Origin of the sequence: Streptomyces sp. M-16, assembly GCF_052114405.1 — a bacterium.
Taxonomy (GTDB): domain Bacteria; phylum Actinomycetota; class Actinomycetes; order Streptomycetales; family Streptomycetaceae; genus Streptomyces.
The window spans coordinates 1-25462 of record NZ_JBFRER010000131.1 but is presented as its reverse complement, the minus strand read 5'-3'; the positions used below and the strand labels follow the sequence as shown (position 1 = coordinate 25462).

Genomic DNA, 25462 nt, shown 5'->3' with positions numbered 1-25462 from the left:
TCGGTCGCCGCGAACCCGAGCAGGGTCAGGACGAACAGCTTCCCCTTCCAGAACGTGAGCAGCCGCTCCAGCATGGCGATGGAGCCCTCGCCGTGCGGGCTCTCCTCGGCCACCCGCCGGTAGACGGGCAGGGCACCGAACAGGGTGAGGACGACCAGGACGATGGTGGCCAGGGGCGAGAGCAGCCCGGCGGCGAGCGCGGCGATGCCGGGCTGGTAGCCCAGGGTGGAGAAGTAGTCCAGGCCGGTCAGGCACATGACGCGCCACCAGGGGCGGCCCTCGTGCGCGGCCCCGGACTGCGCGTGCTGCCCGGGGCGGTCGGTCAGGCCTTCCAGCATCCACGCGCGCAGGCGTGGTGTGCGGGCAGGGGTGGCCATCGTGGGGGGCTCCTGTCGTACGGCATGGAAAAGCCGTCGGCACGGACACGACGGCTGAGTCAGCGTACGCATTTCGATCGCTTGTGCACGCAAATGGGCCAATCCTGACGCGTCCTTAACGCGGGTGTCCGGCCGGGGCGGCACGGGCGGCCCGGAACGGCCGGCGTGCCACGGCCGGGCCCGGCCCGGCACGGCGGTGCGGCCGCGGCGCGGCGTGCGGCCGAGCGGCCCTCCGCGGGGGCGCTTTCGAGTGACACCGCCGCCCGGCTCCGGGCGTGGTCCCCGCCGGGTGCCCGACCATCTCAGGCGGCCGGTCATGCTCCGGTCACGGGCTGCCGATCAGGCCGGGATCCACGCCGTCGTGGCACCCGGCCGCCGCTGGGAGATCACGTGTACGTCCTGCTCGTCGCGAGCGCCTTCAACAGCCTCACGCAGCGAGTCCACGCCGAACTGCGCGACCACGGCCACCGCGTGGCGGTGGAACTCGCCCTGCCCGGCGTCCCCCTGGCGGAGGCCGTGCGCCGGCACGATCCCGATCTGGTCCTCGCCCCGATGCTGACGACGGCGATCCCCGAGGAGGTGTGGGCCGCCCGCACCTGTCTGATCGTCCACCCGGGGCCCGTCGGCGACCGGGGTCCCTCCTCCCTCGACCGGGCCGTGCAGGAGCAGGTGACCCGCTGGGGCGTGACGGTGCTCCAGGCCGGTGCGGAGATGGACGCCGGCGACGTGTGGGCCACCGTGGAGTGTCCGGTCCCGCCGGTCGGCAAGAGCGACCTGTACCGGGGGGAGATCGCCGACGCGGCCCTGCGGGCGGTGCTGCTCGCCGTCGAGCGGTTCGCGTCGGGCACCCACACTCCCGCGCCCCAGGACCCGGCGACCGTCCGTACCCGCCCCTACCTGCGCCAGGAGGCCCGCCGCATCGACTGGGAGGCCGACTCCACCGACCGGGTCCTGCGCACGCTGCGCGCGGCCGACTCCCGGCCGGGCGTCCTGGACGAGCTGCTGGGCGGCGAGTGGTACCTGCACGGCGGCCACCCGGAACCCCGCCTGCGCGGCCGCCCCGGTGAACTGCTGGCGACGCGGGCGGGGGCCGTGTGCCGAGCCACGGCCGACGGCGCCGTGTGGATCCCCGAGCTGCGGGCCCGCCGGGTGCCCGGGGAGCCCGCGCCGGTGAAACTGCCCGCCGTCCTCGCGCTCGGCGACCGGCTGCCGTCGCTGCGCGAACACCCGGCCCCGCCCCCGCACGCGGACGTCCGCGGCCGTACGTGGGCGGACATCCGCTACCGGGAGGAAGGGGCGGCCGGGTTCCTGTCCTTCGCCTTCCCCGGCGGAGCGATGGGCACCGCACAGTGCCGCCGCCTGCTGGAGGCGTACCGGGCCGCCTGCGCCCGCCCCACCTCCGTGCTCGTCCTGGGCGGTGGCCGCGACTTCTTCTCCAACGGCATCCACCTGGGCGTCATCGAGGCGGCCGCCGACCCGGCCAGGGAGTCCTGGGACAACATCAACGCCATGGACGACCTGGTCGAGGCGGTCCTCACCACCACCGACCGGCTGGTCGTCGCCGCCCTCGGCGGGAACGCCGCCGCGGGCGGGGCGATGCTGGCGCTCGCCGCCGACGAGGTCTGGTGCCGTGCGGGCGTGGTGCTGAACCCGCACTACCGCCTGATGGGGCTGTACGGCTCCGAGTACTGGACGTACACGCTGCCGCGCCGCGTCGGGGCCGCCGTCGCGGACCGCCTGACCGCCGAGGCCCTGCCCCTGAGCGCGGCCGGCGCGCTCCGGCTCGGGCTGGTCGACCGTACGGTGCCCTGCACGCCCGGGGCCTTCGCCGGCGAGACCGCGCGGCTGGCGGCGCACCTGGCGGCGCTGCCCGCCGCCCAGTCCCGGATCGCCGCGAAGAAGGCCCTGCGGGAGCGTGACGAGGCCGTCCGGCCGCTGGCCTCCTACCGGGAGGCGGAGCTGGCGCTGATGCACCGCACCTTCTTCGACCCCGCCGCCCCGTACCACGCCCTGCGCCGCGCCTTCGTACGCAAGGAGGCGGCGACCGCCACCCCGCCGCACCTGACCCGTCCCGTGCACGGGCGGCCCGGAGCCGCCGTCACCCCACTGGCCGTACATGACGGAGCACCCGGGGCGGAGGGCTGTTAGCAAGAAAGGTGTGGCCGGGGCAGTCCGGCCCGCCGCGCACCCCGCCCGGAACACCTCCCCGCCCTTCCCCAAGGAGGCATCCGCATGGATGCAGCACCGACCGTCGCCCCGGCAGAGGACCCCCCGATCCACATTCTCTGGATCAACGCGGGGCTGAGCTGCGACGGCGATTCCGTGTCCCTCACGGCAGCGATGCAGCCCAGCATCGAGGAGATCGTCATGGGGGTCCTGCCGGGGCTCCCCAAGATCGCCGTGCACTGGCCCCTGATCGACTTCGAATGCGGCCCCGTCGGGGGCGCGGACACGTTCATCGAGTGGTTCTTCAAGGGCGAACGGGGCGAGATCGACCCGTTCGTGCTGGTGGTCGAGGGCTCGATCCCCAACGAGAAGATCAAGCCCGAGGGCTACTGGTGCGGGTTCGGCGACGACCCGGAGACCGGCCAGCCCATCACCACCAGCGAGTGGATCGACCGGCTGGCGCCCAAGGCCCTCGCGGTCGTGGCCATCGGCACGTGCGCCACGTACGGCGGCATCCACGCCATGGAGGGCAATCCGACGGGCGCGATGGGCGTGCCGGACTACCTCGGCTGGGACTGGAAGTCGAAGGCCGGGATCCCGATCGTGTGCGTGCCGGGCTGTCCGATCCAGCCCGACAACTTCTCCGAGACCCTCACCTACCTGCTGTACCAGGCGGCGGGCTCCGCGCCGATGATCCCGCTCGACGACAAGCTGCGCCCCACCTGGCTGTTCGGCATGACGGTCCACGAGGGCTGCGACCGCGCCGGCTACTACGAGCAGGGCCAGTTCGCGCACACCTACGACTCCCCCCAGTGCCTGGTCAAGCTGGGCTGCTGGGGCCCCGTCGTCAAGTGCAACGTGCCCAAGCGCGGCTGGATGAACGGCATCGGCGGCTGTCCCAACGTCGGCGGCATCTGCATCGCCTGCACGATGCCCGGCTTCCCCGACAAGTTCATGCCGTTCATGGACGAGCCGCCCGGCGCCAAGGTCTCCAGCAAGGCGAGCGGTGTGTACGGAGCGGTGGTCCGCCGGCTCCGCTCGATCACGGAGCACACCGTCGACCAGGAGCCGAAGTGGCGCCAGAGCGGCCGGACGCTGACCACGGGCTACCGCCCGCCCTGGTGAGCTCCGCAGTCTCCCCCCACACCCAGCGCACCAACCCCCGCACCGAAGAAGGGTCACGGCAGACACGATGACACCGAAGACGAAGGCGGCCGGCGACGGCAGCGGCCTGGTCGAGATGGCCTGGGATCCGATCACCCGGATCGTGGGCAGCCTCGGCATCCACACGAAGATCGACTTCAAGCAGAAGCGGGTCGCGGAGTGCTACAGCACCTCGTCGGTCTTCCGCGGCTACAGCGTCTTCATGCGCGGCAAGGACCCCCGCGACGCGCACTTCATCACCAGCCGGATCTGCGGGATCTGCGGTGACAACCACGCCACGTGTTCCGTCTACGCGCAGAACATGGCCTACGGGGTGAAGCCGCCCCACCTCGCCGAGTGGATCATCAACCTCGGCGAGTCGGCGGAGTACATGTTCGACCACAACATCTTCCAGGAGAACCTGGTCGGGGTCGACTACTGCGAGAAGATGGTCCGCGAGACCAACCCGGGCGTCCTGGAGAAGGCCGAGCGCACCCCCGCCCCGCACGCCGGCGAGCACGGTTTCAAGACCATCGCCGACATCATGCGCTCCCTCAACCCCATCGAGGGCGAGTTCTACCGCGAGGCCCTCCAGGTCAGCCGGTACACCCGCGAGATGTTCTGTCTGATGGAGGGGCGCCACGTGCACCCCTCCACCCTCTACCCGGGCGGCGTCGGCACCATCGCCTCCGTGCAGCTCTTCACGGACTACATGAGCCGCCTGATGCGGTACTGCGAGTTCATGAAGCGGGTCGTGCCGCTCCACGACGACCTCTTCGACTTCTTCTACGAGGCCCTGCCCGGGTACGAGGAGGTCGGCCGCCGGCGCGTGCTGCTCGGCTGCTGGGGCGCGCTCAACGACCCCGAGCACTGCGACTTCACGTACGCCAACATGACCGACTGGGGACGGAAGATGTTCGTCACCCCGGGCGTGATCGTGGACGGCAAGCTGGTCACCAACGACCTCACCGAGATCAACCTCGGCATCCGCATCCTGCTGGGCAGCTCGTACTACGACGACTGGGAGGGCCGGGAGCAGTTCGTCACGCACGACCCGCTCGGCAACCCGGTCGACCCGCGGCACCCGTGGAACCAGCACACCATCCCGGCCCCCCAGAAGCGGAACTTCGACGACAAGTACAGCTGGGTCATGTCGCCGCGCTGGTTCGACGGCAAGGACCACCTCGCGCTGGACACCGGCGGCGGCCCCATCGCCCGCCTGTGGTCCACGGCGCTGTCCGGGCTGGTGCAGACCGACTACGTGCAGGCCACCGGCCACAGCGTGGTGATCACCCTGCCGCGCACGATGACCAAGCCCGAGACCCGCTTCGAGTGGAAGATCCCGAAGTGGAGCAACGCGCTGGAGCGCAACCGCGCCCGCACGTACTTCCAGGCGTACGCCGCCGCGATCGCGCTGCACTGCGCCGAGAAGGGGCTGGCGGAGGTCCGCGCCGGACGCACCCAGACCTGGGAGAAGTTCGAGGTCCCGGACGAGGGCCTGGGCGTCGGCTTCACCGAGGCCGTGCGCGGGGTGCTCTCGCACCACATGGTGATCCGCGACGGCAAGATCGCCAACTACCACCCCTACCCGCCGACCCCGTGGAACGCCAGCACCCGCGACACCTTCGGCACCCCGGGACCGTACGAGGACGCGGTGCAGAACACCCCGATCTTCGAGGAGAACTCCCCGGAGAACTTCAAGGGCATCGACATCATGCGCGCGGTGCGCAGCTTCGACCCGTGCCTGCCCTGCGGCGTCCACATGTACGTGGGCGGCGGCAAGACGGTCAAGACGATGCACGTGCCCACCGGCCTGAGCGGACTGGGCGGATGAGCGCCGCCCTGGACGCCCGGCAGGCGGGCGCACGGGTGGAGGAGGTCCTGGAGGGCCTGTCCTCCGCCGGTGACCGGCGGGCGTGCGCGGCCGCCGAGGAACTGGTGCGCGTCCTCATGGACTTCTACGGGGCCGGGCTCGCCCGGATCGTGGAGCGGCTCGGCGGGCAGGCACTCTCCCCGGTGCTGGACGACGAGCTCGTGGCGAGCCTGCTCTCGCTGCACGACCTGCACCCCGAGGACGTCGACACGCGGATCGAACGGGCCCTCGGCGCCGCCGGGGACACCGTGGAGCGGATCGCCTTCGACGGGGCCACCGGGGTGCTGCGGGTACGCCCCCGGGCGGCGGCCTCCGGATGCGGGTGCGGGAGCGGTTCCCCGGACGACGCCGCCCGGGGTCTGGAGGAGGCCCTGGCCTGCTTCGCGCCCGAGGTGACGGCGGTGGAGACGGAGGCCGCCCCGGCACCGCAGCAGCCCCTGCTGCAGATCTCCGTCCGGCCGCACGCTCCGGTGCGGGTGCCGTGACGGGGCCCGGCCTCCTGGCGGACGGACCGCGCGGCCTGCGCCGGTTCACGGGCCCCCGTCCGCCCCGCCCCGAGAGCTGCGAGCTGTGCGGGACCGCGGTGGCCGGGGACGGCCACCGCCACCTCGTGGAGACCGAGAAGCGGTCGCTGGTGTGCGCCTGCACCGGCTGCGCCCTGCTGTTCGACCGGCCGGGCATCGTGACGGGCCGGTTCCGCGCCGTGCCCGTCCGGTACCTGGCCGATCCCGCGCACCGGCTCGACGACGGGGCCTGGGAGCGCCTCCAGATCCCGGTCGGCGTGGCGTTCTTCTTCCGCAACGCCGCGCTCGACCGGCTGGTCGCCCTCTACCCGAGCCCGGCGGGGGCCACCGAGAGCGAGCTCGACCCGCAGACCTGGCAGAGCGTGCTGGGCTCCGGCCGGCTGTCCGCGCTCCTCGAACCCGACGTGGAGGCGCTGCTGCTGCGCCGCTCGGAGGGCCGCACCAGCTGTCATCTGGTGCCGATCGACATCTGCTACGAGCTGGTGGGGCGGATGCGGCTGTTGTGGCAGGGCTTCGACGGCGGCGCCGAGGCCCGGGCCGCGCTGGACGCGTTCTTCGCCGAGGTCGAACGGCGCGCCAGGGTGCTCGCTCCGGGGCCGGTGTCATGACGGCCGCCACGGAGTTCACCTTCACCTGCACCGGGGTGCGCGCCGACCCGTACGCCGCGGGCCCCACCCTCGTCTTCCGGCTGCGCATCGGCGCGGGGGCGGGGGTGCGGGTGCACGCACTGGCCCTGCGGGTCCAGCTGCGGATCGAGCCGGCCCGGCGCGGCTACTCGGACGCCGAGGCCGAGGGTCTCGCCGACCTCTTCGGGGAGCGTTCCCGCTGGGGCAACACCCTCCAGCCGGTGCAGTTCGCCCAGGTGTCGGTGATGGTGCCGAGCTTCACCGGGGAGACCGAGACCGATCTGGTCGTCCCCTGCACCTACGACATGGACATCGCGGCCACCCGCTACTTCGGCGCGCTGGAGGACGGCGGGGCGCCGCTGCTGATGCTCTTCTCCGGCACGGCCTTCACCGGCGCGGGCGGGTTCCGGGTCGAGCCGGTGCCCTGGGACCGGGAGGCCTCGTACCGGATGCCGGCCACGGTGTGGCGGGAGATGGTCGAGCAGCACTTCCCGGGCTGCGGGTGGCTGCGGCTGCCCCGCGACACGATGGCGGAGCTGCTCGCCTACCGCTCCCGGCACGCGCTCGCCTCCTGGGAGGCGACGGTGCGCTCGCTGCTCGACTCGGCCGCCGGGGCCGTCCCGGCCGCCGCCCCGCCCCCGCCGCTGCGGCTGGGGACCGTAYTGCCGCGCGTCACCGAGAGGACCGCTCCGTGACCACCACCACCGAGCGGGACACCCGCTTCGACACCGCCCGGCACGTGGCGGACGCCGTCCTCTTCGAGGGCTACGTGCTCTACCCGTACCGGGCCTCGGCGGCCAAGAACCGGCTGCGCTGGCAGTTCGGGGTCCTGGTGCCGCCCGCCTGGGCCCCCGCGCACGGCGAGCACGCCTTCCAGCGGACCGAGATCCTGATGGAGCCCCGCGGCGAGGCGACGCTCCACCTGGAGCTGCGCTTCCTGCATGCCCAGCGCCGCACCGTCCAGCGGCTCCACCAGGACGGCACCTACGCCGACGTCGGCGAACTGCACCTGCCCGACCGGATCCTGGTCCCCTGGGACGAGGGCACCGAGGAACGGGTCGAACTCGCCGTCCCCGTGGCCGCGCTGGCCGGTGAGGGGGTCGTGCTCCCCTTCACCCGGCCGGCCCGGGAGGAGAGCGAACCGGTGCTGGACGGCTCGGGGCGCGCCGTCGGCCGCCTGCTGCGGCGCACCGAGGAGGCCGAGGGCCGGGTACGGCTCTCGGCGGCCGAACTCGACGGCCCCTACCGGGTGCTGAAGCTCACCGCGGTCGTGGAGAACACCAGTGCCTGGACCCCCGCCGACGGGGACGGGGCCACCCGCGAGGCGGCCCTGCCGCGCTCGCTCGTCGCCGCCCACCTCCTGCTGGGGCTGGACGCCGGCTCCTTCCTGTCGATGACCGACCCGCCCGAGTGGGCCCGGGAGGCCGTCGCCGCGTGCGACAACCGGCACACCTGGCCGGTGCTGGCGGGCGGCGACGGCCGCTCCGACGTGGTCCTGTCCTCCCCGATCATCCTGGAGGACCATCCCGCGATCGCGCCGGAGAGCGCCGGGGCGATGTACGACGCCCTGGAGATCGACGAGATCCTCGCGCTGCGCACCGCGACCCTCACCGAGGAGGAGAAGCGCGAGGCGCGCGGGACGGACGCCCGCGCGGCCGCCGTGATCGAGCTCGCCGATTCGATGCCGCCCGAGGTCCTGGAACGGCTGCACGGCGCCGTGCGCGGACTGCGGGAGGTCACCGGACCGGACGCCTTCGACGGGCCGTCCACCCTGACGGAGGTCCCCGACGGGGAGGCCGTGTTCCGGCCGGAGGCCCCCTGGTGGGACCCGGCGGGAGCGGATCCGGCGCCGGAGCGGATCCGGGTCGGCGGGGTCTTCGTGGGACCGGGCAGCCGGGTGCTGCTCCGGCCGGGCCTGCGGCGCACCGACGCCCAGGACCTGTTCCTCCAGGGCCGCTCCGCCCTGGTCGAGGCCGTCCTGCACGACGTGGACGGCGGGGTGCACCTCGCCGTCACGGTGGAGGGGGACCCGGGCGCCGACATCCGCCGGGAGCAGGGCCGGTTCCTGTACTTCCAGCCCGACGAGGTCACCCCGCTGGAGGACGCGTGAGCGGCGCGGTCCTGGTCGCCGGCATCGGCAACGTCTTCCTCGGCGACGACGGCTTCGGCGTCGAGGCGGTGCGCGCCCTGGCGGCGCACCCGCTGCCGGCGCACGTGGAGGCGGTGGACTTCGGGGTGCGCGGGGTCCACCTGGCCTACCAGCTCCTGGACGGCTACGACACGCTCGTCCTGGTCGACGCCACCGCGCGCGGCGGCGTCCCCGGCACGCTGTACCTGATCGACGCGTCCGCCGGGGATGCGGGCCCCCTGTCCCCGGGACCCGGCTCCCCCGGCTCCCCCGGCGCCGCCGTCCTCGACGGCCACCACATGTCCCCCGACACCGTCCTGGCCCTGTTGGGCACGCTGTGCGCGGGCACCGGAGCCACCCCGCCCCGGCGGACCCTCGTCGTCGGCTGCGAGCCCGCCTGCGTCGAGGAGGGCATCGGGCTGAGCGGCCCGGTGGCCGCCGCGGTGCCGGAGGCCGTACGGATGCTCCTGGACCTGCTCCGGGAGGAGGAACCGCAGGGGGCCGCGGCCGACGCCGTCGCCACCGTCCACCCGAACCGCCGTGAACTGAGGAGAACCCCATGAAGAAGGCCGTCATCGGCGGAGCCGCCGCCGTGGCCCTGGTCGCCGTCCTCGCGCAGTTCCTCCCCGACCTCAAGCGATACCTGCGCATGCGCTGTATGTGAGCCCCGCCCCGCCCCGGCGCCCGAATGGCGTACGGGGCGTGCGGCGCACCGGCGTGCCCGCCCGCGCCTCCCGCGTCCTGCCGGTGTAATGAGCCCCGGCAGGACGGAGTCCGATGCACGAGATGTCGATCGCCATGGCCGTCGTGGGCCAGGTGGAAGAGGCGGCCCGGGCGGGCGCGGCGAGCGCCGTGCGCCGCGTGGAGCTCCAGGTCGGGGAGTTGGCCGGTGTGGTGGCGGACTCCCTGGCCTTCTGTTTCGAACTGGCCTGTGCCGGAACGGTCCTCGAAGGCGCCGAACTCGTCACGCGCTCCGTGACGGCCAGCGCCCGCTGCGCGGACTGTGCCGGAGCGTGGGCGGTGGGTATGCCGCCCGACCTGTGCTGCCCCGTCTGCGGACGGGCCACCGCGGTGGAACTGCTCACGGGGCGCGAACTGCGCATCCTCAACGTGACCTGGGAGGACGCCCCGGGCGCGGCCTCCTGCCGCGAACCGATCCCCGAGGAGGCCTGAACCATGTGCCGAGTGGTCGATCTGCAGCAGGCGGTGCTCGCCAAGAACGACGGGGCGGCGCGCGCCCTGCGCGCCGAACTCGCCTCCCGGGGGACGGCGGTCGTCAACCTGCTCTCCAGCCCCGGCAGCGGGAAGACGGCGCTGCTGGAGCGGGAGCTGTTACTGGCCCGGGAGCGGGGCGTGCCCGTGGCGGCCCTGACGGCCGATCTCGCCACCGAGAACGACGCGCTGCGCCTGGCCCGTTCGGGCGTACCCGTCAAGCAGGTGCTCACGGACGGGCTCTGCCACCTGGAGGCCTCGATGCTGGGGCGCCACCTGGACGGGTGGCTGCCCGAGGAGACGCGGCTGCTGTTCGTGGAGAACGTGGGGAACCTGGTCTGCCCGGCCTCGTACGACCTCGGGGAGTCGCTGCGCGTGGTCCTCGCGTCGGTGACCGAGGGCGAGGACAAGCCGCTGAAGTACCCGACCGCCTTCGGGCTGGCCCAGCTGGTCGTGGTCACCAAGACCGACATCGCGGCGGCCGTCGAGTTCGACGAGGCGGCCTTCCGCGCCAACGTCCAGCGGGTCAACCCGGGGGTGGAGGTGGTCCTCACCTCGGTCCGCGCGGACGAGGGGACGGGCCTCCTGCTGGACCGCGCCCTGGCGGTCGGGGCGGGGGCGCGGGCACACGCTCCCGTGATGGCCCGGCAGCGGCACGAGGGCAGCCACCACGGTCACGGACACGGACACGAGCACGGGCCGGGTCACACCCACGACCACGACCACGACGATCCCGATCACGGTCACCACGGCCACGGCCGGCCCGGCCCCGCCGTGGCCCAGACCCGCTGATGGAGCACCTGGAACGCCGACGGGTCACCGTACGGGGCGTGGTGCAGGGGGTCGGCTTCCGGCCCTACGTCTACACCCGCGCCACCGGCCTCGGCCTCGCCGGGCACGTCACCAACACCCCGGAGGGGGTGGTCGCCGAGGTGGAGGGCTCCGCCGCCGCCGTGTCGCAGTTCTGCGAGCGGCTCGCGGCCGACGCCCCGCCGCTGGCCGTGGTGGACGCCGTCGACCACCGCCCGGTCCCCCTCTCCGGCGGCGCAGGCTTCACCATCGTCGCCTCCCGGTCCGGCGGCCCGGCCCGGACGCTGGTCTCCCCCGACGTCGCCACCTGCGCGGACTGCCTCGCCGAGCTCGCGGACCCGGCCGACCGCCGCCACCGCCACCCCTTCATCACGTGCACGCACTGCGGGCCCCGCTTCACCATCGTCACCGGGCTGCCCTACGACCGGGCCCACACCACGATGGACCGCTTCCCGATGTGCGCCGACTGCGCCCGCGAGTACGCCGACCCGGCCGACCGCCGCTTCCACGCGCAGCCCGTCGCCTGCCCGGCCTGCGGGCCCCGGCTGCGGCTGCTGACCGGGCGGCCTCCGAGCGGGGAAGCCTGCGCCGATCCCGTCGCGGAGGCCCGCGCGCTGCTGGCCGCGGGGGCGGTCCTGGCCGTGAAGGGGCTCGGCGGGTACCACCTGGCCTGTGACGCCACCCGGCCCGGGGCCGTCGCCGAGCTGCGCCGCCGCAAGGACCGCGGGGACAAGCCCTTCGCGCTGATGGCCCGGGACCTCTCCGACGTCGAGGCCCTCGCCCACCTCGGCCCCGAGGAACGGGAGCTGCTCACCGGCGGGGTGCGGCCCATCGTGCTGCTGCGCCGCCGCCCCGACGGCGCCCCGCTGCCGGGGGTCGCCCCCGGCAGCCCCGACCTGGGCGTGATGCTCCCGTACACCCCCCTCCACCACCTGCTGCTCGGCCTGGACGGGGACCCGCGGGGCCCGCGCCTGCTGGTGATGACCAGCGGGAACCTCTCGGGCGAGCCCATCGTCACCGACGACGCCGAGGCACTGGAGCGCCTCTCCGGACTCGCCGACGCCTGGCTGACCCACGACCGGCCGATCCACGTGCCCTGCGACGACTCCGTCGTGCGGGTCTGCGACGGCGAACCCCTGGTCCTGCGCCGCTCCCGCGGGTACGCGCCGCTGCCCCTGACCCTGCCGCTGCCGGTCCCCGCCACGCTCGCCGTGGGCGGCGACCTCAAGAACGCCTTCTGCCTCGGCGAAGGGCGCCGGGCCTGGCTGTCGGCCCACACGGGCGACATGGACGACCTGGCCACCCGGTACGCCTTCGAGCGGGCGGAGCGGCAGCTGGAGTCCCTCACCGGGGTCACCCCCGTGCTCCTCGCCGCCGACCTGCACCCGGGCTACCGTTCCGGCCGCTGGGCCCGCGAGCAGGCGGGAGCCCGCCCGCGGGCCGGCGTACAGCACCACCACGCGCACGTCGCCTCCGCGCTCGCCGAACACGGCCTCGACGGCTCCCGGCGGGTGATCGGCGTCGCCTTCGACGGCACCGGCTACGGGGACGACGGCGCCGTCTGGGGCGGGGAGGTCCTCCTCGCCGACTACGCCGGGTACACCCGCTTCGCGCACCTGGCCTACGTACCGCTGCCCGGCGGTGACGCGGCCGTGCGGCGGCCCTACCGGATGGCCCTGGCCCACCTGTGGGCCGCCGGCCTGGACCGGGCTGCGGACCTGCCCTGCACCGCGGCCTGCCCGCCCACCGAACTACGGGTCCTGGAAACCCAGTTGGAGCGCGGCCTGAACTGCGCCCCCACCTCCAGCATGGGCCGGCTCTTCGACGCGGTGTCCTCCCTGGCGGGCGTCTGCCAGCGCGCCGGGTACGAGGCGCAGGCCGCCATCGAGCTGGAGGGCGCCGCGTTCGGGGCGCCCGCCGCCGGTCCCGGCTACGCCTTCGCCGTGCGGCTGCCCGGGGCCGGTGCGACCGGCCCGGTCATCGCCGATCCGGCGCCCGTACTGGCGGCGGTGGCGGCCGACGTGCGGGCGGGGTCCGGCCGGCCGGTGATCGCCGCCCGCTTCCACGCCGGCGTCGCGGACCTCGTCGCCGTGCTCTGCGGACTCGCCCGCGACCGGCACGGCCTGGACACGGTGGCCCTCACCGGCGGGGTCTTCGCCAACACCCTGCTCTCCTCCGCCTGCGCACGCCTGTTGCGCGAACGGGGATTCACCGTCCTGCGGCACCGCACGGTCCCGCCGGGCGACGGCGGGCTGGCGCTGGGCCAGCTCATGGTGGCGGCCGCCGGACACGTCACGCACCACCCACGACGAGGAGAAGCCCATGTGCCTGGCGGTACCCGGCAGAGTGCTTGAGATCGGGGAGAGGGACGGCACGCGCATGGCGACCGTCGACTTCGGCGGCGTGCAGAAGGAGGTCTGCCTGGAGTACCTGCCGGACCTCCGGGTCGGCGAGTACGCCATCGTCCACGTGGGGTTCGCCCTCCAGCGGCTGGACGAGGAGTCCGCCCTGCAGACCCTCGAACTCTTCGCGCAACTCGGAATGCTCCAGGAGGAGTTCGGCGACCCCTGGGAGCAGGCGGCCCAGGCGGGCGGCGGCGACTGGCCCTTCGCCGACGATCCGGCGGCGCCCGTCGCACGGCCCGCCACGGCCCACGGGACCGATGTCCGGCAGGAGGACGCACCGCGGTGAAGTACATCGACGAGTTCCAGGACCCGGCACTGGCCCGCCGGCTCCTCGACGAGATCCGCTCCACGGTGACCCGGCCCTGGGCGCTGATGGAGGTCTGCGGCGGCCAGACCCACACGATCATCCGGCACGGCATCGACCAGCTCCTGCCCGATCAGGTCGAGTTGATCCACGGGCCCGGCTGTCCGGTGTGCGTCACGCCGCTGGAGGTCATCGACAAGGCGCTGGAGATCGCCTCCCGCCCCGGGGTGATCTTCTGCTCCTTCGGGGACATGCTCCGCGTCCCCGGCACCGGCCGCGACCTGTTCCGGGTGCGGGGCGAGGGCGGCGACGTACGGGTCGTGTACTCGCCGCTGGACGCCCTGCGGATCGCGCGGGAGAACCCGGGGCGGGAGGTGGTCTTCTTCGGCATCGGCTTCGAGACCACCGCCCCGCCCAACGCCATGACCGTGTACCAGGCGCGCAAGCTCGGCATCCGCAACTTCAGCCTGCTGGTCTCCCACGTGCGGGTGCCCCCGGCGATCGAGGCGATCATGCGGTCTCCGAGCTGCCGGGTGCAGGGTTTCCTGGCCGCCGGGCACGTGTGCAGCGTGATGGGGACGGGCGAGTACCCGGAGCTGGCGGCGCGCCACCGGGTGCCGATCGTCGTCACGGGCTTCGAGCCGCTGGACATCCTCGAAGGCGTGCGCCGGACCGTGTTGCAGCTGGAGCGCGGCGAGCACACCGTCGACAACGCCTACGCGCGCGCCGTCCGCCCGGAGGGCAACCCGGCCGCGCTCGCCATGCTGGAGGACGTCTTCGAGGTCACCGACCGGGCCTGGCGGGGCATCGGGGTCATCCCGCGCAGCGGCTGGCGGCTGTCGCCGCGCTACCGGGAGTTCGACGCCGAGCACCGCTTCTCGGTCACCGGCATCACCACCCGCGAGCCGGCCGAGTGCCGGAGCGGGGAGGTGCTCCAGGGGCTGCTGAAACCGCACGAGTGCGAGGCCTTCGGCGGTCCGTGCACGCCGCGCAACCCGCTGGGCGCCACCATGGTGTCCAGCGAGGGCGCCTGCGCGGCGTACTACCTCTACCGCCGCCTCGACCTGCCCGCCGCCGCACCGCGGGCGGCCTCCGGCGCCGCGCCGGTCCCGGCGCCGGGCGCCACACCGGGCGCCACGCCGGTCCCCGCACCGGATCCCGTGCCGGACGCGGCCCCGGACGCGCAGCCGGACCCCGCACCGCAGGCCGGGCCGGCCGCCGCTTCGAAGACCGCACTGGAGGCGAGCCCCGTTGCCTGAGACCGCACCGTCCGAGACCGTCCTCGACGTCACCGGCTGGACCTGCCCCGCCCCCCTGCGCGACCACCCCCGGGTGGTCATGGGACATGGCGGGGGCGGCGCGCTCTCCGCCGAACTGGTCCAGCACCTGTTCGCCCCCGCCTTCGGCGGCGAGGCGCTGGCCCAGCTCGGGGACTCGGCGGCCCTCTCGCTCGGCGGCGTACGCCTCGCCTTCTCCACCGACTCCTACGTCGTGCGGCCGCTGTTCTTCCCCGGCGGGAGCATCGGGGACCTGGCGGTCAACGGCACGGTCAACGACCTGGCCATGAGCGGCGCCCGTGCCGCCTACCTGTCCTGCGGGTTCATCCTGGAGGAGGGCGTCGAGATGTCCGCGGTGGCGCGCGTGGCCGAGGCCATGGGCGCCGCCGCGCGGACCGCGGGCGTGGAGATCGCGACCGGGGACACCAAGGTCGTCGAGGCGGGCCACGGGGACGGCATCTACGTCAACACGGCGGGGATCGGGCTGATCCCACAGGGGGTGGACCTGCGCCCGCAGCGGGTGGTCCCCGGCGACGTGGTGATCGTCAGCGGCGAGATCGGCCTGCACGGCGTCGCGATCATGAGCGTCCGCGAGGGCCTGGAGTTCGGCGTCGACATCGAGAGCGACTGCGCGGCCCTGGGCGGGCTCGTGCAGAGCATGCTCGCGGTCACCCCCGACCTGCACGTCCTGCGCGACCCCACCCGGGGCGGCCTGGCGGCCTCCCTGAACGAGATCGCCGCCGCCTCCGGCACCGGGGTCGTCCTCCACGAGGGCCGGGTCCCGGTCCCCGAGGCCGTCGCGAACGCCTGCGCGATCCTCGGGCTCGACCCGCTCTACGTGGCCAACGAGGGCAAGCTCGTCGCCTTCGTGCCCCGCGAGCACGCCGACGCCGTCCTCGACGCCCTGCGCGCCCACCCGCTGGGCCGGCACGCGGCGGTGATCGGCGAGGTCGTCGCCGATCACCCGGGCATGGTCGTGGCGCGGACCGGCCTCGGCGGCACCCGGGTGGTCGACCTGCCGGTCGGGGAACAGCTGCCGCGGATCTGCTGAGGGATCCCGTGCGCCCCGGCGCACCCCCCGCGGGCCCCGCCGACCTGTCCACGGCGGCGGGCTCGCGGCCGGCGTTTCGACACCGTGGCAGGCCCGCACGGCGCCCGGCTCCCGCATGATCGGTTGCCTCGGCGGAGGAGGACCCCTCCGCCGCGGCACCCGCCCCCGATCACAGGAGCTGCCCCGCCATGTCCGACATCATCGTCCGCGCCGTCCGTCCCGGGGACTTCGACCAGTGGCGCGCCCTCTACCGCGGCTACGCCGACTTCTACCGCGTGGAGCAGACCGAGGAGGCGGCCGCGACGGTGTGGGCGTGGGTGAACGACCCCGGGCGCGAGGTCGGCGCGCTGGTCGCCGAGGACGCCTCGGGCCGCCTCCTTGGGCTGGCCCACTACCGCCCCTTCGCCCGGCCGCTGTCCGCGACGGTGGGCTGCTTCCTGGACGACCTGTTCGTGGTCCCGGAGCACCGGGGCTCGGGCGCCGCCGACCTGCTGCTGGGGGCGCTGCGCGCGCTGGCCGGGGAGCGCGGGTGGAGCGTGGTGCGCTGGATCACCGCCGACGACAACCACCGGGCGCGCGCCAAGTACGACCAGGTGGCCACGCGGACCATGTGGGTCACCTACGACATGGCCCCCGGTAACTGACCCCACCGCTGCGCGGTCGCGTGCCGGCGCGCGCCCGCCTCCGCCGCGGTCAGCCCTCGCCGGCCGCGTCCTCGCAGGCGGGGCAGACCCGGTCGGCGTACCGGGGCGGGTACCAGGGGGCGTCCGGATGTTCGGCGGGCCGCCAGGGTGCCGTCTCCATGGCGAAGGTGTCCCTGCCGCACAGGGTCCTCGGCCCCCGGACGGAGGTCCGGCCCGGGGCCGCGGGCGCCGCGTGCACCCGCAGCGGGGGCCGTTCGTCCCCGGAGGCGGAGTCCCCRGGCGGGGAGTCCCCTGAGGGGTACTCGTACACCACGACCGTCTCGCTCATACCTCGACGATAGGCGGCCCCGCCGCGGCCCGCGTGCCGGCGCCGGGGTCCGGGACGGTCTCGGGGCCGGGCCACCGCGCGCCGCGGTCGGYCGCCGGGAGCAGCGCCACGGCCGGCGCCGGGAAGGCCGCCGCGAGGGCGAAGGCGGCGACGTAGCCGTGGCCCGCGATCAGGGCTCCCGCCAGCGGCGGTACGAGCACCACCGCGGCGTGCTGCGCCATCCCGTGCACCCCCAGGGCGCGGCCCGCCCAGTCGGGGCCCGCGTATTCGGCGACCGCCGTGTTGTGCAGCCCGTTGCTGCTCACCGTCAGCCCGCAGGCCAGCAGCAGCGCCACCGGCGCGGCGGGCGAGTCCCGGGCGGTACCCGCCACGAGCAGGCCGAGGTCGACGACGGTGGCCGCGGCCAGTACGCGCATCGGAGCGATCCGGCTGTCGACCCGGTCGGACCACCAGCCGGCGAACAGCCGCACGCCGGCCCCGGCCAGGCTGGCCACGGACGGCACACCGGCGGCCGCGCCGACGGACCAGCCGCGCGCCTGCGTCAGGAACAGCAGGGAGAACCCGGTGACCACGAACTGCGGCACGCACAGCAGTCCGGCCGCCGCGTGGATCCGCCACAGGTAGCCGCTCCGGTAGGGCGCGGGTGCCCGGGCGCCCTCCCGCTTCGCGGGGCGCGGCGGATCGACGGCGCGCAGGGCGATCGCCACCCCGGCGGCCCCGCTCAGCGCCGCGCCGAACCCGAAGGCCCCGGCCAGGACCGCGAGGCGGGCCAGCGGCGGGAAGACCGCGGCGGCCAGCGCGGTGCCCAGCGGCTGTGAGGCCTGCCGCACCACCATCGCGATACCGCGCCGGGCGGGCGGGAACCGACCGATGACCAGGCGCCCGGAGGCGGAGTTGACGGAGCATCCGGCGGCGCCGGCCAGCACCAGCAGCACGCCCAGCGGCACCGCCCCCCGGACGGCGGCGGCGCCGGCCAGGGCCCGGCGGCGAGCAGCCCGGCGGTCAGGGCCGGCCGCTCGCCGAACCGGTCGGCGACGGCTCCCCAGCCGATCAGACCGAGCAGGATCCCGAAGACCGGGCAGGAGACGAGCAGCCCGGCACCGGCCAGGGAGAGCCCCAGCTCCTCCTGGAGGGCGGGGAGCAGGTAGGGCAGCCCGTAGAGCGCGGTGGCACCGGCGGTCTGACCACAGGTGCCGAGGGCGAGCATCGTCCAACTGCGTGGCACGCCCGGGACCTCCGCACCGGAATCCCCTTTCGGGGCCGGTGCCGTACGCCGGAGGACCGGTGGAGGCCGACACCTCGGCCTCGACGCCCGACCCGTCCGCGCACGTCCGGTTTCGATTCCATGGTGAGCCGGATCGCGGGCGCCGCGACCCCCTGGATTTGGGGATGTACGGACCGGGAACCAGCGGGTCGGCCGGCAGCGAGTCCCTCACCTGCGCGTTCGGGGTCCCCTGCCGGAACGCCGCCCGCCGGCCGGGCCCGACGACGCTCCCGGCCCGGACCGCCGCGGGCGCGGGACCGACCGACGGGGTGGCGGGGTGCCGGGGAAGGGCGTCATCAGGTCATCCGTCCCGGACCCTTGACTCCTTCCGCGCCACTCGCGATTCTCGACGCACCGTTTGTGCGGGGCATGACAATTCATGCCCGGATTCGACCGCGCCCCCCGCCGACCGAAGACACGAGTGATGACCTTGACCCCTCACCCTCGCTCCCCACGCCCGCCGCGGCCCCGCCGCAGGCGCCGGCCCTTCGCACTCCTGTCGCTGCTCCTCGCCGCCGTACTGGCCATGGTGCTGGGGCCCGTGCCCAGTTCCTCGGCCGACGCCGGCTGGTGGACCCCGACCGCACGCCCGCAGCCCGACTCCGACATCAACGTCACCGGCGAGCCCTTCAAGGGCACCGACGACAAGGGACGGGTCCGCGGCTTCGTCGACGCCCACGACCACATCATGTCCAACGAGGGCTTCGGCGGGCGCCTGATCTGCGGCAAGCCCTTCTCCGACCTCGGGGTGGCCGACGCGCTCAAGGACTGCCCCGAGCACTACCCCGACGGCTCCCTCGCCGTCTTCGACATGATCACCAAGGGCGGGGACGGCAAGCACGACCCCGTCGGCTGGCCCACCTTCAAGGACTGGCCCGCCCACGACTCGCTCACCCACCAGCAGAACTACTACGCCTGGATCGAACGCGCCTGGCGCGGCGGCGAGCGCGTCCTCGTCAACGACCTCGTCACCAACGGCGTGATCTGCTCGGTCTACTTCTTCAAGGACCGCGGCTGCGACGAGATGACCGCCATCCGCCTGGAGGCCCAGAAGACGTACGACATGCAGGCCTACATCGACAAGATGTACGGCGGCCCCGGAAAGGGCTGGTTCCGGATCGTCACCGACTCCGCGCAGGCCCGTGAGGTGGTCAAGCAGGGCAAACTGGCCGTCGTCCTCGGCGTGGAGACCTCCGAGCCCTTCGGCTGCAAGCAGATCCTGGACGTCGCCCAGTGCAGCAAGGCGGACATCGACCGCGGCCTGGACGAGCTGTACGGGCTCGGCGTGCGCAGCATGTTCCTGTGCCACAAGTTCGACAACGCCCTGTGCGGCGTCCGCTTCGACGAGGGCACGCTCGGCACCGCGATCAACGTGGGGCAGTTCCTGTCCACCGGCACCTTCTGGAAGACCGAGGAGTGCGCGGGCCCCCAGCACGACAACCCCATCGGCCTCGCACCGGCTCCGCAGGCCCAGAAGGAGCTCCCGGCGGGCGTCTCGGTGCCCTCCTACGCCGCCGGCGCGCAGTGCAACGCGCGCGGACTGACCGACCTGGGCGCCTACGCGGTGCGCGGCATGATGAAACGCAACATGATGCTGGAGGTCGACCACATGGGCGTCAAGGCCGCGGGGCAGGCCTTCGACATCCTGGAGTCCGAGTCCTACCCCGGCGTGATCTCCTCGCACAGCTGGATGGACCTGGGCTGGACCGAGCGGCTCTACAAGCTCGGCGGGTTCGCCGCCCAGTACATGAACGGATCCGAGGGCTTCACCGCCGAGGCGGCCCGGACCAAGGCCCTGCGCGACAAGTACGACGTGGGCTACGGGTACGGCACCGACATGAACGGGGTCGGCGGCTGGCCGGGTCCCCGCGGCGCGAACACCCCCAACCCGGTCCGCTACCCCTTCCGCACCGCCGACGGCGGCTCGGTCGTCGACCGGCAGACCACCGGCTCGCGGACCTGGGACCTCAACACCGACGGCGCCGCCCACTACGGCATGGTCCCCGACTGGATCGAGGACATCAGGCAGGTCGGCGGCCAGGGCGTGGTCGACGACCTGATGCGGGGCGCCGAGTCCTACCTGCACACCTGGGGGGCCACGGAGAGCCACCGGGCCGAGGTCAACCTCGCCTCCCGGACCCCCGCCTCGGCCAGCTCCACCGAGTGGTGGAACCCCTTCGTCGACTACTCGCCGGGCAAGGCCGTCGACGGGGACACCGGCACCCGCTGGGCCAGCGAGTGGAACGACGACCAGTGGGTGCAGTTCGACCTCGGATCCGCGCACACGATCCGGCGCGTCACCCTCGACTGGGAGGCCGCGTACGGGAAGTCGTACCGCATCGAGGTCTCGGCCGACGGCAGCAACTGGCAGACGGCCTGGTCCACCACGACCGGCGACGGCGGGGTGGACACCGCCCGGTTCGCCGCCACCCCGGCCCGCTACGCCCCCCCCCCCCCCCCCCCCGCCGCGTTCCCCGCCCCGTGGCCGCAGCCGTAGCGGTACCCGTAGCCGTAGCCGAACCCGCACGCGTACCCGCACCGAAAGGACCCCCATGGCCCGGATGCCCTCGGCCGAGCGGCGCCGTCAGCTGACCGAAGCGGCGATCCGCGCGATGACCCGCGACGGCGTCGCCCGGACCACGACCCGCTCCATCGCCGCCGAGGCGGGGGTGTCCCTGAGCGTCTTCCACTACTGCTTCGCGTCCAAGCAGGCCCTCCTCGAATCCGTCATCGAGGCGATCACCGCCCACTACATCACGGTGGTGCGGGAGGCGATCCGCCCGAAGCCCACCCTGCGCGAGACGGTCCGGGCCGGTTTCCAGGCGTACTGGGACCACGTCTGCGACCGGCCCGGCGAGCACATGCTGACCTACGAGCTCACCCAGTACGCCCTGCGCCGGCCCGGGTTCGAGCACCTGGCGCGCCGCCAGTACGAGCTGTACTGCGAGACGTACGCGGAGCTCCTCGGGCAGCTGGGCCGCGACATGCGGCTCGAACCGCGCGTGCCGGTCACCGTGCTGGCCCGCTACCTGGCCGCCATGACCGACGGAATGACCCTGAACGCCCTCGTGCTCGGGGACGCCAGGGCCACTGCCGACCTCCTCGACCTGGTCACCGACCACGTCGTCGGCCTGATGGAACCGGCGGACGCGCGGCCGGGCGGCGCCGGCCGCCCGCTCACCCCGGATCCGCTGCCCGCCACACGGTGGTGATGTTGCAGAACTCCCGGATGCCGTGCCCGGACAGCTCCCGCCCGTACCCGGAGCGCTTGACCCCGCCGAAGGGCAGCGCCGGGTGGGAGGCGGTCATGCCGTTGACGAAGACACCGCCGGCCTCCAGGTCCCGGGCGAAGCGTTCGAGCTCGGCCTCGTCCCGGGTCCAGACGTTGGAACTCAGGCCGAAGGGCGTGTGGTTGGCCCGCTCCACCGCCTCGTCCAGGCTCCCCACCCGGTACAGGGTGGCCACGGGGCCGAAGGTCTCCTCCAGGTCGATCCGCATGTCCGGGGTGACGTCGGCCAGGACCGTGGGCTCGTAGAACCAGCCGTCCGGCAGACCGGGCGGGCGTCCGCCGCCGCACAGTACCGTGGCCCCCTGCCGGACGGCGTCCTCGACGAGCTCCTCCACGTCCGCGCGCCCTGCCTCGGTGGCCAGCGGGCCGACGTCGGTGGAGGCGAGCATCGGGTCGCCGACGGTCAGGGCGGCCATGCCGGCCGTGAAGAGCCCGGCGAACTCGTCGTAGACGTCGGTGTGGACGATGAACCGCTTGGCGGCGATGCAGGACTGGCCGTTGTTCTGCACCCGGGCGGTCACGGCGGTGCGGGCCGCGCGGGCCACGTCGGCCGAGGGCATCACGATGTACGGGTCGCTGCCGCCGAGTTCCAGGACGGTCTTCTTCACCTCGTCCCCGGCGACGGAGGCGACCGCGCGGCCGGCCGGCTCGCTGCCGGTCAGCGTGGCGGCGGCCACCCGCGGGTCGCGCAGGATCGCTTCGACCGCGGCCGAGCCGATGAGCAGGGTCTGGAAGCAGCCGAGCGGGAAGCCCGCCCGTTCGAAGAGGTCGCCGAGGTACAGGGCCGTCTGGGGGACGTTCGAGGAGTGTTTGAGCAGACCGACGTTGCCGGCCATCAGGGCGGGCGCGGCGAAGCGCACGACCTGCCAGAGCGGGAAGTTCCAGGGCATCACGGCGAGGACGACGCCGATCGGCCGGTAGCTCACCCGGACGGCCGCGGCTCCCGAGTCGGCCACGTCACCGTCGGCGGGCCGCTCGTCGGCGAGGAGGGACTCGGCGCGGTCGGCGTACCAGCGCATCGCCTTCACGCACTTGAGGGCCTCGGCGCGGGCCGCGGCGAGGGGCTTGCCCATCTCGATGGTCATGGTGCGGGCGATGTCCTCCGCTTCGGCCTCCAGGAGGTCGGCGGCGCGGGTGAGCAGCGCGGAGCGTTCGGCGAAGGTGGTGCGGCGGTAGGAGGCGGCGGTCCGCGCGGCCTCGGCCAGGGCGAGCTCGATGCCGTCGGCGTCGAGCTCGTCGAAGGTCAGCAGCGTGGTGCCGGTGGTGGGGTTGACGGTGGCGATGGGCATGGTCCGGCCTTCCTGCGAGGGAACCCTCACCGACCCTCCCCCGCGGCCCGCCGCCGCGCAACGCGTGGATCGGCCGGCCGGCTCGGGCGGCGGGGCTCGGCCGGGGCCTCGACGGGCCGCGGGACGGCCGCCGCCAGGGCGACGGGCCGCCGGGTCAGACCCGGTGCTGCCGCCGTTCGCGCACGAGCAGCGGGGCGCCCGGCCGGGCCGCCGGGCGGGGGACCGAAGGCCCCCGCCCGCCCGGCGGCGCGCACCTTGGGCAAGCCGAACCCATTTTGATCTTCATTGTGTATCGATATCCGCACACCCCGTCACAGCCCGGCCAGAACCGCCTCCGTGGGACCGGACGCGGACAGCCTGCCCGCCTCCAGCAGGTGTGCGGTCAGCGTGTAGGCCGCGACCAGGTCCGGCTCGTGGCTGACCAGCACCACCGTCATACGCCGTTCGGCCCGCAGGCGGCGCAGCAGCTCCATGACCGCGACGGAGGTGTCCGGGTCCAGGGCCGAGGTGATCTCGTCGCACAGCAGCACGTCCGGCGCGGTGGCCAGGGCGCGGGCGAGGGAGACCCGCTGGCGCTGCCCGCCGGACAGCTCGGCCGGGTAGCGGCCCGCGAACTCGGCGGGCAGCTCCACCTGTTCGAGGAGCCGGGCGACCTCCGCGCCGCTACGGGGACCCCGCGGGCCCCCGTGCAGCCGCAGGGGCCGCGCCAGGGCGGAGCCCACCGTGCGGGCCGGGTTCAGCGCGTCCAGCGGATTCTGCGGGACCAGCTGCACCCTGCGGCGGTGCTCCCGGGCACGCCGGCGGACGGTGGCGGCGAGCGGGACACCGTCCAGGGTGAGCGTGCCGGAGTCGGGGGCGTGGAGCCCGGCCAGAACGCGCAGCAGGGTGGTCTTGCCGGAGCCGGAGGGGCCGACGACGGCCGTGGCCGTGCCGGGTTCCGCGTCGAAGTCCACCGCGTCCAGGGCCCGGTGGCGCCCGGCCCGGTGCGTGAAGGCCACGCCGACCCCGCGGGCGTGGAGCCCGCGCGCGGGGTCGGCGGGCACCGGAGCGGCGGCCGGAGCGGCCGGCGGGGGCGTCACGGGGGCTCGTACGGACGGGGACCGCGGCCGGGAGCCCGGGGCCGGCTGCGGCTGCGGCTGCGGCTGCGGTGGACCCGGGAGCCGGACCACCCGGTCGGCGCAGGCTTCGACCAGTTCGGGGTCGTGGCAGGCCAGCACGACGGTCAGCCCGCGGGCGGCGGCCAGCTGCCGCAGCAGCACGCCGATCTCGTCGCGCAGGGCGGGGTCCAGCCCGGCGGTGGGCTCGTCCAGCAGCAGCAGCTCCGGCTCGCGGGCCAGCGCCCTGGCCAGGGCCACGCGCCGCTGCTGGCCGCCGGAGACCGCGGTGGGCCTGCGCTCGGGCAGGCCGTCGTCGACCGGGAGCCGGCATTCGCGCAGCAGGGCGAGGACGGCCGCCCCGCCCGGGTCGACGGCGGTCTCCGCGACGATCCGGCGGATCCGCATGCGGGGGTTGAGGGCGGAGCCGGGGTCCTGGCCGACGTAGGCGATCCGGGTACGGCGCAGCAGGCGCAGTTCCTCGGCGCCGAGTGAGCCGGGCTCGGTCCCCAGGACCTCCAGGGTTCCGGCGGTGACGGCGGCGCCCTCGGGGAGGTGGCCGGTCAGCGCGCGCAGCAAGGTGGTCTTCCCGGACCCGGAGGGGCCGGTCAGGGCGGTGATCCGGCCCGCGGGGACGGTCAGGGAGACCGGCCGCAGCAGGACCGGCCCGCCCGGGACGCCGATCTCCAGGCCGCGGACCACGGCGGCGGGGGCGGAGGCGTCGGACGTGTCGGGGCTCGGGTCGAGGTCGCTCACGGGGTGGTGTCCGCCTTGCGGGAGGAGCGGGAAGGACGGGAAGGACGCGAAGGACCGGAAGAGAGCGAGGCGGAGGCGAGGTTGAAGCTGATGGCGAGGACGGCGATGGCCAGGCTGGGGGCGAGCACGGCCCAGGGATTGAGCAGGATGCCGGGCGCGTTCTCACGGACCATCAGGGCCCAGTCCGCGGCGGGGGGCTGCGGGCCGATCTGGAGGAATCCGGCCATCGAGATGACGTACACGGCCTCGACGAACCGCAGGCCGAACAGGGCGAGCACGGTGGAGCGCAGGTTGGGCAGCAGCTCGCGCAGGGCGATGTAGGACAGCCGCTCCCCCCGGGCGGTGGCGGCCTCCACGTAGCCGGCGCGGGCCAGGGGCGCCGCGGCGGAGGCGACGACGCGCACGGCGTACGGGGTGCCGAGGACCACGGCGGCCGCGATGACGGCCCACCGGCCGCCGCCCGGCCAGGCCAGGGCGATGAGCATGATGCCGAGGACCGGCGGGAGCAGGATGAGGACGTCGGCGGCGCGTTCCACGGCGCGGCCGAGCGTGGGGTGCAGGACCGCGAAGCAGCCGAGCACGGTGGCGAGCAGGGTGACGACGACGGCGATGAGGAAGGCGCCGCCGATCAGGGCGGCGCCCCCGTGGAGCAGCCGGCTCAGTACGTCGCGCCCGAGCTGGTCGCCGCCCAGTACGGCTCCTTCCCCGGCGGCCGCGTAGGGGGCGGTGACCGGGGTGCCGAGGGGGTGCGCGGCGAGCCACGGGCCGGTGAGGGCCAGCAGCACCAGGAGCAGGCCGGGGGCGATCCGGCGCGCGGCCCGGCCGCGGGACCCGGCGCCCGCCGGGCGCCCGGCCGGATCGCCGACGGCGCCGTCGCGGAAGCCCGCGGGCACGTCGGCGGC

Annotated in this window: 23 protein-coding genes and 2 pseudogenes; 18 read left to right on the top strand and 7 right to left on the bottom strand. The window is 74.5% G+C overall.

Annotation, left to right across the window (positions count from 1 at the left end):
• Nucleotides 1-377, bottom strand: a pseudogene (locus AB4039_RS36165) (amino acid transporter); the annotation flags it as partial.
• Nucleotides 378-767: 390 nt separating this feature from the next.
• Between AB4039_RS36165 and AB4039_RS36160 the strand changes: the two are divergent.
• The 16 genes from AB4039_RS36160 to AB4039_RS36085 all read left to right on the top strand — a co-directional run bounded on the left by AB4039_RS36160 (nt 768) and on the right by AB4039_RS36085 (nt 16540).
• Nucleotides 768-2525, top strand: coding sequence for an enoyl-CoA hydratase-related protein (locus AB4039_RS36160; RefSeq protein ID WP_442272749.1), 1758 nt, complete (start codon nt 768-770; stop codon nt 2523-2525).
• Between the two features lie 84 nt (nt 2526-2609).
• A complete protein-coding gene (locus AB4039_RS36155) occupies nt 2610-3668 on the top strand; it encodes a hydrogenase expression protein HypE (protein WP_266837386.1) in 1059 nt (352 codons plus the stop codon).
• A 67-nt stretch (nt 3669-3735) separates the two neighbouring features.
• Nucleotides 3736-5520 carry a nickel-dependent hydrogenase large subunit gene (locus AB4039_RS36150; RefSeq protein ID WP_100661061.1) on the top strand — a complete coding sequence of 595 codons (1785 nt, stop codon included), beginning with the start codon at nt 3736-3738 and terminating at the stop codon, nt 5518-5520.
• On the top strand, nt 5517-6044 hold the full coding sequence (locus AB4039_RS36145; protein ID WP_266837390.1) for a hypothetical protein: 528 nt from the start codon (nt 5517-5519) through the stop codon (nt 6042-6044). The genes AB4039_RS36150 and AB4039_RS36145 overlap by 4 nt, the downstream gene beginning before the upstream one ends.
• A complete protein-coding gene (locus AB4039_RS36140; protein ID WP_266837392.1) occupies nt 6041-6691 on the top strand; it encodes a DUF5947 family protein in 651 nt (216 codons plus the stop codon). Before AB4039_RS36145 ends, AB4039_RS36140 begins: the two co-directional genes overlap by 4 nt.
• The gene (locus AB4039_RS36135; protein WP_442272748.1) at nt 6688-7404 is read left to right on the top strand and encodes a DUF6084 family protein; all 717 of its coding nucleotides are present in this window, start codon (nt 6688-6690) and stop codon (nt 7402-7404) included. Before AB4039_RS36140 ends, AB4039_RS36135 begins: the two co-directional genes overlap by 4 nt.
• The gene (locus AB4039_RS36130) at nt 7401-8819 is read left to right on the top strand and encodes a hypothetical protein (RefSeq protein ID WP_266837396.1); all 1419 of its coding nucleotides are present in this window, start codon (nt 7401-7403) and stop codon (nt 8817-8819) included. The genes AB4039_RS36135 and AB4039_RS36130 overlap by 4 nt, the downstream gene beginning before the upstream one ends.
• Entirely contained in the window at nt 8816-9400 is a 585-nt protein-coding gene (locus AB4039_RS36125; protein WP_442272747.1) for a hydrogenase maturation protease, read from the top strand. The genes AB4039_RS36130 and AB4039_RS36125 overlap by 4 nt, the downstream gene beginning before the upstream one ends.
• Nucleotides 9397-9501, top strand: coding sequence for a DUF6893 family small protein (locus AB4039_RS36120; protein WP_442272746.1), 105 nt, complete (start codon nt 9397-9399; stop codon nt 9499-9501). Before AB4039_RS36125 ends, AB4039_RS36120 begins: the two co-directional genes overlap by 4 nt.
• A gap of 113 nt (nt 9502-9614) precedes the next feature.
• Nucleotides 9615-10010 (top strand): hydrogenase maturation nickel metallochaperone HypA/HybF, encoded by a 396-nt coding sequence (locus tag AB4039_RS36115; protein WP_442272745.1) that lies wholly within the window; start codon nt 9615-9617, stop codon nt 10008-10010.
• A gap of 3 nt (nt 10011-10013) precedes the next feature.
• Nucleotides 10014-10841, top strand: coding sequence for a hydrogenase nickel incorporation protein HypB (gene hypB, locus AB4039_RS36110; RefSeq protein WP_442272744.1), 828 nt, complete (start codon nt 10014-10016; stop codon nt 10839-10841).
• Nucleotides 10841-13213, top strand: a complete 2373-nt coding sequence (hypF, locus tag AB4039_RS36105) for a carbamoyltransferase HypF (RefSeq protein ID WP_442272743.1) — start codon at nt 10841-10843, stop codon at nt 13211-13213. Before hypB ends, hypF begins: the two co-directional genes overlap by 1 nt.
• Entirely contained in the window at nt 13182-13550 is a 369-nt protein-coding gene (locus tag AB4039_RS36100; RefSeq protein WP_266837406.1) for a HypC/HybG/HupF family hydrogenase formation chaperone, read from the top strand. Before hypF ends, AB4039_RS36100 begins: the two co-directional genes overlap by 32 nt.
• A complete protein-coding gene (gene hypD, locus AB4039_RS36095) occupies nt 13547-14827 on the top strand; it encodes a hydrogenase formation protein HypD (protein WP_266837408.1) in 1281 nt (426 codons plus the stop codon). Before AB4039_RS36100 ends, hypD begins: the two co-directional genes overlap by 4 nt.
• A 79-nt stretch (nt 14828-14906) precedes the next feature.
• A complete protein-coding gene (hypE, locus tag AB4039_RS36090) occupies nt 14907-15896 on the top strand; it encodes a hydrogenase expression/formation protein HypE (protein WP_442272751.1) in 990 nt (329 codons plus the stop codon).
• A gap of 188 nt (nt 15897-16084) precedes the next feature.
• A complete protein-coding gene (locus AB4039_RS36085) occupies nt 16085-16540 on the top strand; it encodes a GNAT family N-acetyltransferase (protein ID WP_442272742.1) in 456 nt (151 codons plus the stop codon).
• A gap of 49 nt (nt 16541-16589) precedes the next feature.
• On the opposite strand, the gene AB4039_RS36080 is transcribed toward AB4039_RS36085, so the two are convergent.
• The 3 genes and pseudogenes from AB4039_RS36080 to AB4039_RS36070 all read right to left on the bottom strand — a co-directional run.
• A complete protein-coding gene (locus tag AB4039_RS36080) occupies nt 16590-16868 on the bottom strand; it encodes a hypothetical protein (protein ID WP_266837412.1) in 279 nt (92 codons plus the stop codon).
• Entirely contained in the window at nt 16865-17815 is a 951-nt protein-coding gene (locus AB4039_RS36075) for an MFS transporter (RefSeq protein WP_442272741.1), read from the bottom strand. The genes AB4039_RS36080 and AB4039_RS36075 overlap by 4 nt, the downstream gene beginning before the upstream one ends.
• A 44-nt stretch (nt 17816-17859) precedes the next feature.
• Nucleotides 17860-18075: pseudogene (locus AB4039_RS36070) on the bottom strand (MFS transporter); the annotation flags it as partial.
• A gap of 481 nt (nt 18076-18556) precedes the next feature.
• On the opposite strand from AB4039_RS36070, the gene AB4039_RS36065 reads away from it, so the two are divergent.
• Complete coding sequence (locus tag AB4039_RS36065) at nt 18557-20629, top strand: galactose-binding domain-containing protein (RefSeq protein ID WP_442272740.1); 2073 nt, start codon at nt 18557-18559, stop codon at nt 20627-20629.
• Nucleotides 20630-20684: 55 nt separating this feature from the next.
• The gene (locus AB4039_RS36060; protein ID WP_266837416.1) at nt 20685-21344 is read left to right on the top strand and encodes a TetR/AcrR family transcriptional regulator; all 660 of its coding nucleotides are present in this window, start codon (nt 20685-20687) and stop codon (nt 21342-21344) included.
• Here the strand turns inward: AB4039_RS36060 and AB4039_RS36055 are convergent.
• The 3 genes from AB4039_RS36055 to AB4039_RS36045 form a co-directional block, all read right to left on the bottom strand.
• A complete protein-coding gene (locus AB4039_RS36055) occupies nt 21310-22710 on the bottom strand; it encodes an NADP-dependent succinic semialdehyde dehydrogenase (protein WP_266837418.1) in 1401 nt (466 codons plus the stop codon). The genes AB4039_RS36060 and AB4039_RS36055 overlap by 35 nt on opposite strands.
• Before the next feature lie 311 nt (nt 22711-23021).
• Nucleotides 23022-24560, bottom strand: coding sequence for an ABC transporter ATP-binding protein (locus AB4039_RS36050; RefSeq protein WP_442272739.1), 1539 nt, complete (start codon nt 24558-24560; stop codon nt 23022-23024).
• Complete coding sequence (locus tag AB4039_RS36045; RefSeq protein WP_442272750.1) at nt 24557-25453, bottom strand: ABC transporter permease; 897 nt, start codon at nt 25451-25453, stop codon at nt 24557-24559. Before AB4039_RS36045 ends, AB4039_RS36050 begins: the two co-directional genes overlap by 4 nt.
• Between the last annotated feature and the right edge of the window lie 9 nt (nt 25454-25462).

What these genes read in the sequence shown, in the direction of transcription:
- AB4039_RS36155 (WP_266837386.1), top strand. Translation starts at nt 2,610, where the DNA reads ATGGATGCAGCACCGACCGTCGCCCCGGCAGAGGACCCCCCGATCCAC.
- AB4039_RS36150 (WP_100661061.1), top strand. Translation starts at nt 3,736, where the DNA reads ATGACACCGAAGACGAAGGCGGCCGGCGACGGCAGCGGCCTGGTCGAG.
- AB4039_RS36145 (WP_266837390.1), top strand. Translation starts at nt 5,517, where the DNA reads ATGAGCGCCGCCCTGGACGCCCGGCAGGCGGGCGCACGGGTGGAGGAG.
- AB4039_RS36120 (WP_442272746.1), top strand. Translation starts at nt 9,397, where the DNA reads ATGAAGAAGGCCGTCATCGGCGGAGCCGCCGCCGTGGCCCTGGTCGCC.
- AB4039_RS36115 (WP_442272745.1), top strand. Translation starts at nt 9,615, where the DNA reads ATGCACGAGATGTCGATCGCCATGGCCGTCGTGGGCCAGGTGGAAGAG.
- hypB (WP_442272744.1), top strand. Translation starts at nt 10,014, where the DNA reads ATGTGCCGAGTGGTCGATCTGCAGCAGGCGGTGCTCGCCAAGAACGAC.
- hypF (WP_442272743.1), top strand. Translation starts at nt 10,841, where the DNA reads ATGGAGCACCTGGAACGCCGACGGGTCACCGTACGGGGCGTGGTGCAG.
- AB4039_RS36100 (WP_266837406.1), top strand. Translation starts at nt 13,182, where the DNA reads ATGTGCCTGGCGGTACCCGGCAGAGTGCTTGAGATCGGGGAGAGGGAC.
- hypE (WP_442272751.1), top strand. Translation starts at nt 14,907, where the DNA reads ATGGGACATGGCGGGGGCGGCGCGCTCTCCGCCGAACTGGTCCAGCAC.
- AB4039_RS36085 (WP_442272742.1), top strand. Translation starts at nt 16,085, where the DNA reads ATGTCCGACATCATCGTCCGCGCCGTCCGTCCCGGGGACTTCGACCAG.
- AB4039_RS36065 (WP_442272740.1), top strand. Translation starts at nt 18,557, where the DNA reads ATGACCTTGACCCCTCACCCTCGCTCCCCACGCCCGCCGCGGCCCCGC.
- AB4039_RS36060 (WP_266837416.1), top strand. Translation starts at nt 20,685, where the DNA reads ATGGCCCGGATGCCCTCGGCCGAGCGGCGCCGTCAGCTGACCGAAGCG.
- AB4039_RS36055 (WP_266837418.1), bottom strand. Translation starts at nt 22,710, where the DNA reads ATGCCCATCGCCACCGTCAACCCCACCACCGGCACCACGCTGCTGACC.